Origin of the sequence: Streptomyces sp. NPDC048297 (assembly GCF_043201585.1) — a bacterium.
Classification (GTDB): domain Bacteria; phylum Actinomycetota; class Actinomycetes; order Streptomycetales; family Streptomycetaceae; genus Streptomyces.
This window is the reverse complement of the sequence record NZ_JBICZA010000001.1, coordinates 367,540-376,959: the sequence shown is the minus strand read 5'-3', so window position 1 is coordinate 376,959 and position 9,420 is coordinate 367,540. Positions and strand designations below refer to the sequence as shown.

Genomic DNA, 9,420 nt, shown 5'->3' with positions numbered 1-9,420 from the left:
CTCGGACAGCTGGCTCTCGGACAGCTGGCTCTCGGACAGCTGGCTCTCGGACAGCTGGCTCTCGGACAGCTGGCTCTCGGACAGCTGGCTCTCGGACAGCTGGCTCTCGGACGTCTGACTATCGGACATCTGGCTGTGGACCTCAGAGGCGGCAGGCGTGGATGGCCGTGGTGAGGATGGCGCGGGCGCCGATCTCGTACAGGTCGTCCATGATCCGCTGCGCCTCCTTGGCGGGGACCATGGCGCGGACGGCGACCCAGCCCTCGTTGTGCAGCGGGGAGACGGTCGGGGACTCCAGGCCGGGGGTGAGGGCGACGGCCTTCTCCAGCTGCTCGACGCGGCAGTCGTAGTCCATCATCACGTACGTCCGTGCGACGAGGACGCCCTGGAGACGGCGCAGGAACTGCTGGACCTTGGGCTCGTCGCCGTCGGCGCCGGTGCGGCGGATGACGACCGCCTCCGACTTCATGATCGGCTCGCCGAAGACCTCCAGGCCCGCGTTGCGCAGCGAGGTGCCGGTCTCGACGACGTCGGCGATGACCTCGGCGACGCCCAGCTCGATGGCGGTCTCGACGGCGCCGTCGAGGTGGACGACGGAGGCGTCGACGCCGCTGTCGGCGAGGTGCTTGGCGACGATCCCCTCGTAGGAGGTGGCGACCGTCTTGCCCGACAGGTCCTCGATGCCGTTCGCGGTGCCGGGCTTGCCGGCGAAGCGGAAGGTGGAGCGGGCGAAGCCGAGCGGGAGGATCTCCTCGGCGTCGGCGGCGGAGTCGACCAGCAGGTCGCGGCCGGTGATGCCGATGTCGAGGCGGCCGGTGGCGACGTAGATCGCGATGTCGCGGGGGCGGAGGTAGAAGAACTCGACCTCGTTCTCCGGGTCCACGATCCGCAGCTCCTTGGCCTCCCGGCGCTGCTGGTAGCCGGCCTCATGCAGCATGTCCGCCGCAGGTCCGGACAGGGAACCCTTGTTCGGGACGGCGATGCGCAGCATGAGGTCGGCTTCCTTTGCGTGAAGGGGTGAAGAAGTGACGGCGTGACAGTGCGACGGTGTGACGGGTGAAGAAGTGAAGCGGGTTTTACGGCTGTTGCCGCGTGCGGCTCACAGGTGGGCGTAGACGTCGTCCAGGGAGATGCCGCGGGCGACCATCATCACCTGGACGTGGTAGAGCAGCTGCGAGATCTCCTCGGCTGCCGCTTCCTTGCCCTCGTACTCGGCGGCCATCCAGACCTCGGCGGCCTCCTCGACGACCTTCTTGCCGATGGCATGGACACCCTTGCCCACCAGCTCGGCGGTGCGGGAGGTGGCGGGGTCGCCGTGGGCGGCCTTGTGCTGCAGCTCGGTGAAGAGCTGCTCGAAAGTCTTCTTGGACATGGTGGTCCCCACCCTACGTGGTCCGGGTGGTGCCTCAGTGCCAGGGTTCGGATACCGAGCGGAGCGTCGCCGCGGTCGCGACGGCCGCGGTGACCGCCTCGTGGCCCTTGTCCTCGTTGGAGCCCTCGATACCGGCCCGGTCCAGGGCCTGCTCCTCGGTGTCACAGGTGAGCACGCCGAAGCCGACGGGCACGCCGGTCTCCACGGCGACCTGGGTCAGGCCCTGGGTGACGCCCTGGCACACGTAGTCGAAGTGAGGGGTGCCGCCGCGGATGACGACACCGAGGGCGACGACCGCGTCGTAGCCGCGCCCCGCGAGGACCTTGGCGGCGACCGGGAGTTCGAAGGTGCCGGGGACCCGGATCAGGGTCGGCTCGTCGATCCCCAGCTCGTGCAGGGCGCGCAGGGCGCCGTTCACCAGGCCGTCCATCACCTTCTCGTGCCACTGCGCCGCGATGACGGCGACCCTGAGGTCGCTCGCGCCCCGTACGGACAGTTCCGGTGCACCCTTGCCGCTCACGTCTCTCCTCAGTGCTTTCTTTCGCTTACCGGTTTGCGCAGGTGGCCGCGGAGCCTGCCGTGGCGGGGGTGTCCAGCCAGGGCAGGTCGTGGCCCATCCGGTCCCGCTTGGTCCGCAGGTACCGCAGATTGTGCTCTCCCGCCTGGACGGGCATCGGGACGCGGCCGGCGACCTTCAGGCCGTGGCGCAGCAGCGCGTCGCTCTTGTCGGGATTGTTGGTCATCAGGCGGACGCCGCGCACGCCGAGGTCGGCGAGGATCTGGGCGCCGGCGCCGTAGTCGCGGGCGTCGGCGGGCAGGCCGAGTTCGAGGTTGGCGTCGAGGGTGTCGTGGCCCTGTTCCTGGAGTTGATAGGCGCGCAGCTTGGACAGCAGGCCGATGCCGCGTCCCTCGTGGCCGCGCAGGTAGACGACGACGCCCCGGCCCTCGGCCTGGATGCGGTCGAGCGCGGCGTCGAGCTGGGGGCCGCAGTCGCAGCGCAGGGAGCCGAAGACGTCGCCGGTGAGGCATTCGGAGTGCACGCGGACGAGGACGTCCTGTCCGTCGCCGATCTCGCCGTGGACGAGGGCGACGTGCTCGACGCCGTCGGTGGTGGACCGGTAGCCGTAGGCGGTGAACGTGCCGTGCGCGGTGGGCAGGACGGTCTCGGCCTCGCGGCGGACGGTGGGCTCGGTGCCGCGGCGGTAGGCGATCAGGTCCTCGATGGAGATGATCGTCAGGCCGTGCTTGCGGGCGAACGGGACGAGTTCGGGCAGGCGCAGCATGCGGCCGTCCTCGCCGGCGATCTCCACGATGGCGCCGGCCGGGCGCAGCCCCGCGAGCCGGGCGAGGTCGACGGCGGCCTCGGTGTGGCCGTTGCGGACCAGGACGCCGCCTTCGCGGGCGCGCAGCGGGAAGACGTGGCCGGGGCGGACGAGGTCGGTGGGCTCGGCGGTGCCGCCCGCCAGCACCTGGAGGGTGGTGGCGCGGTCGGAGGCGGAGATGCCGGTGGTCACGCCGTGCGCGGCCGAGGCGTCCACCGAGACGGTGAACGCGGTCTTCATCGACTCGGTGTTGTCCTCGACCATCTGCGGCAGCCGGAGCCGGTCGAGTTCCCCGCCCTCCATGGGGGCGCAGATCAGGCCCCGGCACTCGCTCATCATGAAGGCGACGATCTCGGGGGTCGCCTTCTCGGCGGCGATGACGAGGTCGCCCTCGTTCTCCCGGTCCTCGTCGTCCACGACCACGATGGGGCGGCCGGCCGCGATGTCGGCGATGGCCTGCTCGACCGGGTCGAGGCGGAGGTCGTCGAAGTCGTCGGCGCTGTGGGGGTGGTTGTCGCTGTGGCTGTGGCTGGGGTTGTCGCTGTGGGCAGGGCTGTGGCTGTTGTACAGCGGTGGTGCCGTGGTCATGCCGGCGCTCCTTCCAGGACGGGCCGCGCGTTGTTGCGGGAGCGCAGCCACCAGTCGCGCATGCCCCACAGGACGAGTGCGCCGTAGATGACGTAGACGAAGCCGGAGAAGGCGTAGCCGTTGGCGAAGTTGAGGGGGACGCCGACGAGGTCGACGAGCAGCCAGGCGAACCAGAACTCGACCATGCCCTTGGCCTGGGCGTACATGGCGACGATGGTGCCGACGAAGATGTAGGCGTCGGGCCACGGGTCCCAGGACAGCTTCGGGTAGGCGGTGAACAGCAGGGCCACCCCGACGGTGCCGACGGCGGCGGCGGCGAGCATCGCCCCGCGCTCGCGCCAGGTGGCGAACCGGGGGGCGATGTGGCCGTCACCGGCCTGGCCCCGGTCGCGGTACCACTGCCAGAAGCCGTAGACCGCGACGACCATGACGACGGTCTGCTTGCCGGCGCTGCCGGTCAGGTGGCCGAAGAAGGCCGCGAAGAGGATGAGGCCGGAGACGAACTGGACCGGCCAGGTCCACAGGGAGCGCCGCCAGCCGAGGGCGAGGGCGGCCAGGCCGAAGATGTTGCCGATCATGTCCGACCAGAGGATGTGCTGGCCGAACAGCGTGAACGCCTCGGAGTTGAGCGAGTTCACCGGGCGTCCCCCTGTCCGGTCGCGAGCAGGCGCTCCACGTACTTGGCGATGACGTCGACCTCGAGGTTGACCGGGTCGCCGGGCTGCTTGTGGCCCAGCGTGGTCAGGGCGAGGGTGGTCGGGATGAGGCTGACGGTGAAGTGGTCGGTGCCCGCCTCGACGACGGTGAGGCTGATGCCGTCGACGGTGATGGAGCCCTTCTCCACGACGTAGCGGGAAAGGTCCGCGGGCAGCGAGACCTTGACGATCTCCCAGTTCTCGGACGGCGTGCGCGCCAGGACCTGTCCGGTGCCGTCGACATGGCCCTGCACGATGTGCCCGCCGAGGCGTGCGCCCACGGCGGTGGGGCGTTCGAGGTTGACCCGGGAGCCGACGTCGAGCGCGCCGAGGCTGGAGCGCTTGAGGGTCTCGGCCATGACGTCGGCGGTGAACTCGTCGCCCTCGTGGTCCACGACGGTGAGACAGACTCCGTTGACCGCGATGGAGTCTCCGTGCTGGGCGCCCTCGGTCACGACGGGGCCGCGGAGTCGGAAGCGGGAGGCGTCGCCGAGGTTCTCGACGGCGGTGACTTCACCCAGCTCTTCGACGATTCCGGTGAACACTTCCCGGGTCCTCCTGCCTCATACGGGCACGGACTCCGGGGCCTGTCGATGACGACAGAATGTACGGGTGGACACACCAGGTGCGACGCCACGACGCCGAAGAGGACCCGCCCGGACGGACGAGACCCGATACGGCGGCGCGCACAAGGAACATGCCCGCCCGCCGCGCACTGCCTCCCATCCGGACTTTAACCGTCGGTCCAGGAATTTCACCTGGTCAACCGGCCGCTGGAAGCGACCGGGTCGCGGACTGTAACCGCCGGTTCGGACTTTCACCGACCCCGGAGTGCGCTGCTTCTGGTACACGGTCAGTGTGCCACGACCACCCCTCGTCCGGACAGGTGATCGGTGTGGGTTGCCTCACAGTGTGCTCACACGGACTTGCGCGGTGTGTCCGGAGCACTCAACTCCCTGACGGAGTGGGCGGATTGACGCCGCCCCAGGCCCATTGACCGTGCTGGTCTAGTCCATTTAGGGTGCGAGCGGGCCCGGCGGCGGTGACGACGGCCCTTGCCCGCCGCCGGGCCGCCGCGGCTTCAGGCAGGCCCGCGCGCCGACGTCCCGGCGTCGCATGTCACGTTTTCCGCAGCCGCGCTGTCTCATCCGTGAAGGGCGCCCGGACAAGGGGCGCCGAAGGCCCGGAAGACGGAACCGGAAGACGGAAAAGGACGGCGACAGCATGACCACGATCCTGGTGACCGGTGGGACCGGCACGCTCGGGCGGCTCGTCACGGAGCGGCTGCGGGCGGAGGGACACGAGGTGCGGACGCTCAGCCGGCGCACCCGGCCGTACGCCGTCGACCTGCGCGAGGGCGGGCCCGGCCTGGACGAGGCACTCGCGGGCGTGGAGACGGTGGTGCACTGCGCGAGCACCCCGCGGGGCGGCGACGAGCGGGCGGCACAGAACCTGATCGCCGCGGCACGGCGGGCCGGGACGGGCCACCTGGTGTACATCTCCATCGTCGGCGTCGACCGGGTGCCGCTCGGCTACTACCGCAGCAAGCTCGCGGTGGAACGGCTGGTCGAGGAGTCGGGGCTCGGCTGGACCGTGCTGCGGGCGACCCAGTTCCACGACCTGCTGGTGACGGTCTTTCAGGCACTGTCCCGGTCGCCCGCCGTGCCGCTGCCGGCCGGCGTCTCGGACCAGCCGGTGGAGGTCGCCGAAGTCGCCGACCGCCTCACCCGCCTGGCCCTCGCCGCACCGGCGGGCCGCGTCCCCGACATGGGCGGCCCGGAGGTACGAACCCTGGACTCCCTGGCCCGCGCCTACCTGCGCGCCACCGGCAGGCGCCGCGCCGTACTGAACGTCCCCCTCTTCGGCACGTCCTACGGCGCCTTCCGCGCGGGCCGACATCTGGTCCCGGAGGAGGCGGTGGGGAAGGTGACGTTCGAGGAGTATCTGGCGCGGAGGTTCGGGCGCTGAGGTTCGGCCACTGAGGCTCAGGCGCTGAGGTTCAGGCGCTGAGATTCGCGCGCTGAGGGAGGGGGCGGCGGGGAGGAGGAGCGGCTAGCGGTCCGCCGGGGCGAACAGTTCGTCCTGGGCCCGGTCGCGGGCTGTCAGCAGGGCGCCGCGCAGGACGGCCGCCCCGCCGAGGGCGCTGGCTCGCACCTCGGTGACGAGCGGCGACATCCCGCGCAGCCGCTCCTCCACGAGCCCCGCGAGCAACTCGCCCCCGGCCTGCCCGACTTCACCGCCCAGCACGACGCACCCCGGGTCGAGGACGGCGGCGACGGAGGCGGCGCCGATGGCGATGCGGTCGGCGAGAGTACGGAGGAAGCGGACGGCGGGACTCTCACGTACCGCCACCCCCTCCGGCTCCGCTCCCGCCGACTCCGCGCCCGCCGACTCGACTCCCGCTGACTCCGACCGCGCCGGCCGCGCGCCTTCCGGCTCCGCCCGCGCCGCTTCCATTTCCGCCACCGCCTCGGCCACGATCGCCGCCGCGCCGGGGCCGTCGAGCGCGATGGCCGGCCCGCCCGCCGCCGCACCCGCCGCCGCGCCGGCCCCCGCGCCCGGCGCCTGCGGCACGCGCGTCACTCGCGGCACCGCCACTCCGCACTCCTGGGCGAGCGTCCCGATCGCCGATGCCCCGGCCAGGGAGTGGAAGCCGCCGTCGCAGTCGGTTGCCGAGGGGAGGGTGGTGGTGCCCGGCACCGGGAGGAAGCCGATCTCGCCGGTGCCGCCGGAGGCGCCCCGGCGCAGGGTGCCGTCGAGGACGACGGCGGCGCCGACGCCGTGGCCGAGCCAGAGGAGGACGAAGGTGTCGCGGTCGCGGGCGGCGCCCTCGCGCTGTTCGGCCAGGGCGGCGAGGTTGGTCTCGTTCTCGACGATGACGCGCGCCTCGGGAAGCCGCTTCTGGAGGGCCGCGGCCAGGTTGCGGTGCCAGGCGGGCAGACCGGTGGAGTCACGGAGGTCGCCGGTGGCCGGGTCGATCAGGCCCGGAGCGCCGATGCCGACGGTGTGCAGCCGCCCGTCCGCCGGTCCGTTCCCGCGTCCAGCCCGTACGTTCCCGCGTCCAGCCCGTACGTTCTCGCGCCCGGCCCGTCCGTCCTCGCGTCCGGGCGTCTCGACGGCGCCCGCCTCCTTCGCGGCCCGTTCCACCGCCGCCACCGCCAGCTCCACCGCGGGTCCGGTGCCGGTGTCCTCGCCGATCGGTACGGACGCCTCGGCGAGCACGCGCCCGACCAGGTCGGAGACGAGCACGAAGACCCCCTCGGTGCGCACGTCGAGCGCGGCGAGGTGGGCGCGGCCGGCGACGATGCCGTACAGGCGGGCGTTCGGGCCCCGGCGCTGCTCGCCGGACTCGCCGACCACCGTGATCAGACCGGAGACCGTGAGCCGTTCGACGAGGTCGGCGACCGTCGGCCGGGACAGTCCGGTCAGCTGCTTCAACTGTCCTGCCGTCAGCGGGCCCTCCTGCTGCAGCAGCCGCAGGGCGGACCGGTCGTTGATGGCCCGTGCGGTGCTCGGTGATGCGGGCATGACGGGAATCCTCCCAGAAACAGGCGGCCGTAATACTCCCTATCTATCAGGCAGGGTCCCTGATAATTTACGCCCGGTCAGCGGAGTACAACACGCCGGTACGGCCGGGCGCGGCGGGGGAACTCCCCGGGGAGGGGCTGGAACATGGGTGACGTGGGCTTCACACGCGAGGAGGTCAGGCGCGCCCGGTACGCCGTGGCGGCCGTGTTCGCCGTGCACGGCGCGGTGACCGGCTCGTTCGCGACCCGGGTGCCGTGGATCCAGGACCACGCCTCGCTGAGCGCGGGACAGCTGGGCTTCGCGCTGGCGTTCACGGCGTTCGGCGCCTCGTGCGCGATGCCGCTGGCGGGCCGGATCAGTCACCGCTTCGGCAGCCGTACGGCGCTGCGCGGGCTGCTCGCGCTGTGGACGCTGTCACTGATCCTGCCGTCGCTGGCGCCGAACCTGTACACGCTGTGCCTGGCGATGTTCGCGTACGGCGCGACCGCCGGCATGGCGGACGTGGCCATGAACGCGCTCGGTGTCGAGGTCGAGCGGCTGCTCGACCGGTCGATCATGTCGGGGCTGCACGGCATGTGGAGCGCGGGCGCGCTCATCGGCTCGGCGGGCGGCACGCTCGCCGCGCACCTCGGCGCGGACGCGCGCGTGCATTTCGCGTTCGCGGCCACCGTCCTCACCGTGCTCGGCCTGGTGGCCTGCACCTGGGTGCTCGACGTCCAGCCCGCCGAGGACGAGGAGCCGCCGCCGCGGTTCGCGCTGCCGCCCCGCTCGGCGCTGCTGATCGGCGCGGTCGGCTTCTGCGCGGTGTTCGCGGAGGGGGCGAGCCTGGACTGGTCGGCGGTGTTCCTGCGGGACCGACTGGATTCCTCGGCAGGTCTGGCGGCGGCCTCGACGACCGGGTTCATGCTGACCATGGCGGTGGCCCGGATCGCCGGGGACGCGGTCGTGAACCGCTTCGGCGCGGTGCGCACCGTGCGGGCCGGCGGGGTGCTGGCCGGCGTGGGCGGCGTGCTGGTCGTCCTCGCGGGGCATCCGGCGGTGGCGATGGCCGGTTTCGCGCTGATGGGGCTCGGTATCGCCGTGGTCGTGCCGCTGTGCTTCGCGGCGGCGGGGCACGCGGGGCCCAACCCCAGTCAGGCGATCGCGGGCGTGGCCACCATCACCTACACCTCGGGGCTGGTCGCGCCCAGCCTGATCGGCGGGGTGGCGCAGGCGACCAACCTGATGGTCTCGTTCTGCATCGTGGCCGCGCTGGCCTGCGGGCTCGCCGTGTTCGCGGGCGTGCTGCGCACCGCCGAGCGGGGCGGCCGCAGCGAGGTCAGCCGGCAGGCCGCAGCAGTTCCCGACCCACGGCCCTGAAGCCGTCGGTCCAGGGCGCGGGGCGCAGGGTGGCGGCGTCCAGCCGGACGAGCACCCGGGTGCCCCGCGCGTAGGTCCGGGTGCCGTCGGCCGAGCAGAACCGGAAGCCGTAGGTCAGGCCGGTGGTGCCGAGCCGCTCCAGCCAGAGGTGGACGGCGTAGGTGCCGGGGCTGGCCACCGGCGCCTCGTAGCCGATGGTGAGCTCGCGGACCGCGTTGCACGCGTCGCCCGCGGCCGCCCAGTCGCCGTCGAAGCGGACCCCGTGCCCGTTCCACAGCTCGGTCCAGGCGCGCTCGACCAGCAGCGGGTAACGGGCGTTGTGGAGGAGCCCGAGGGCGTCCAGGTCGTCGAAGTGGACGGTGACGGGTATCAGGCGGCCGTAGGCCACGGCGGGGGCGATCGGGGCTTCGGCGGACACGGGAGGGGCTCCTGAACGGTGGTACGAGGCACTGGAGGCGCTTGAGGTACTGGGGGGCACTCCATACTAAGCGACCGCTCAGGAGCCCGTGCCGGGACGTCTCCGCCAGGAGGCCCCCTCCGGGAGGCCCCTCGCCTC

General features: G+C 72.2%; 10 protein-coding genes and 1 riboswitch. Of the genes, 2 read left to right on the top strand and 8 right to left on the bottom strand.

Going from position 1 to position 9,420, the window contains the following annotated elements; genetic code table 11:
• Positions 1–142: 142 nt before the first annotated feature.
• The 6 genes from hisG to ACGFYV_RS01680 form a co-directional block, all read right to left on the bottom strand.
• Complete coding sequence (gene hisG, locus ACGFYV_RS01705) at positions 143–991, bottom strand: ATP phosphoribosyltransferase (protein ID WP_393876318.1); 849 nt, start codon at positions 989–991, stop codon at positions 143–145.
• A gap of 108 nt (positions 992–1,099) precedes the next feature.
• Complete coding sequence (locus tag ACGFYV_RS01700) at positions 1,100–1,372, bottom strand: phosphoribosyl-ATP diphosphatase (protein WP_059248197.1); 273 nt, start codon at positions 1,370–1,372, stop codon at positions 1,100–1,102.
• 34 nt (positions 1,373–1,406) lie between these two features.
• Entirely contained in the window at positions 1,407–1,892 is a 486-nt protein-coding gene (gene ribH / locus ACGFYV_RS01695; RefSeq protein WP_393876317.1) for a 6,7-dimethyl-8-ribityllumazine synthase, read from the bottom strand.
• Between the two features lie 25 nt (positions 1,893–1,917).
• On the bottom strand, positions 1,918–3,282 hold the full coding sequence (locus ACGFYV_RS01690; protein WP_393876316.1) for a bifunctional 3,4-dihydroxy-2-butanone-4-phosphate synthase/GTP cyclohydrolase II: 1,365 nt from the start codon (positions 3,280–3,282) through the stop codon (positions 1,918–1,920).
• Complete coding sequence (locus tag ACGFYV_RS01685) at positions 3,279–3,920, bottom strand: nicotinamide riboside transporter PnuC (protein ID WP_393876315.1); 642 nt, start codon at positions 3,918–3,920, stop codon at positions 3,279–3,281. Before ACGFYV_RS01685 ends, ACGFYV_RS01690 begins: the two co-directional genes overlap by 4 nt.
• The gene (locus tag ACGFYV_RS01680) at positions 3,917–4,522 is read right to left on the bottom strand and encodes a riboflavin synthase (protein WP_393876314.1); all 606 of its coding nucleotides are present in this window, start codon (positions 4,520–4,522) and stop codon (positions 3,917–3,919) included. Before ACGFYV_RS01680 ends, ACGFYV_RS01685 begins: the two co-directional genes overlap by 4 nt.
• Before the next feature lie 163 nt (positions 4,523–4,685).
• Positions 4,686–4,816, bottom strand: a riboswitch (FMN riboswitch).
• A gap of 385 nt (positions 4,817–5,201) precedes the next feature.
• Here ACGFYV_RS01680 and ACGFYV_RS01675 point away from each other — a divergent pair.
• A complete protein-coding gene (locus ACGFYV_RS01675; RefSeq protein WP_393876313.1) occupies positions 5,202–5,945 on the top strand; it encodes an SDR family oxidoreductase in 744 nt (247 codons plus the stop codon).
• A gap of 84 nt (positions 5,946–6,029) precedes the next feature.
• On the opposite strand, the gene ACGFYV_RS01670 is transcribed toward ACGFYV_RS01675, so the two are convergent.
• Positions 6,030–7,505: an ROK family transcriptional regulator gene (locus ACGFYV_RS01670; RefSeq protein WP_393876312.1), complete on the bottom strand. Its 1,476-nt coding sequence runs from the start codon at positions 7,503–7,505 to the stop codon at positions 6,030–6,032.
• Positions 7,506–7,649: 144 nt separating this feature from the next.
• Between ACGFYV_RS01670 and ACGFYV_RS01665 the strand changes: the two genes are divergently transcribed.
• The gene (locus ACGFYV_RS01665) at positions 7,650–8,864 is read left to right on the top strand and encodes an MFS transporter (RefSeq protein ID WP_393876311.1); all 1,215 of its coding nucleotides are present in this window, start codon (positions 7,650–7,652) and stop codon (positions 8,862–8,864) included.
• Here ACGFYV_RS01665 and ACGFYV_RS01660 read toward each other — a convergent pair.
• The gene (locus ACGFYV_RS01660; RefSeq protein WP_393876310.1) at positions 8,824–9,282 is read right to left on the bottom strand and encodes an acyl-CoA thioesterase; all 459 of its coding nucleotides are present in this window, start codon (positions 9,280–9,282) and stop codon (positions 8,824–8,826) included. The genes ACGFYV_RS01665 and ACGFYV_RS01660 overlap by 41 nt on opposite strands.
• Positions 9,283–9,420 lie beyond the last annotated feature (138 nt).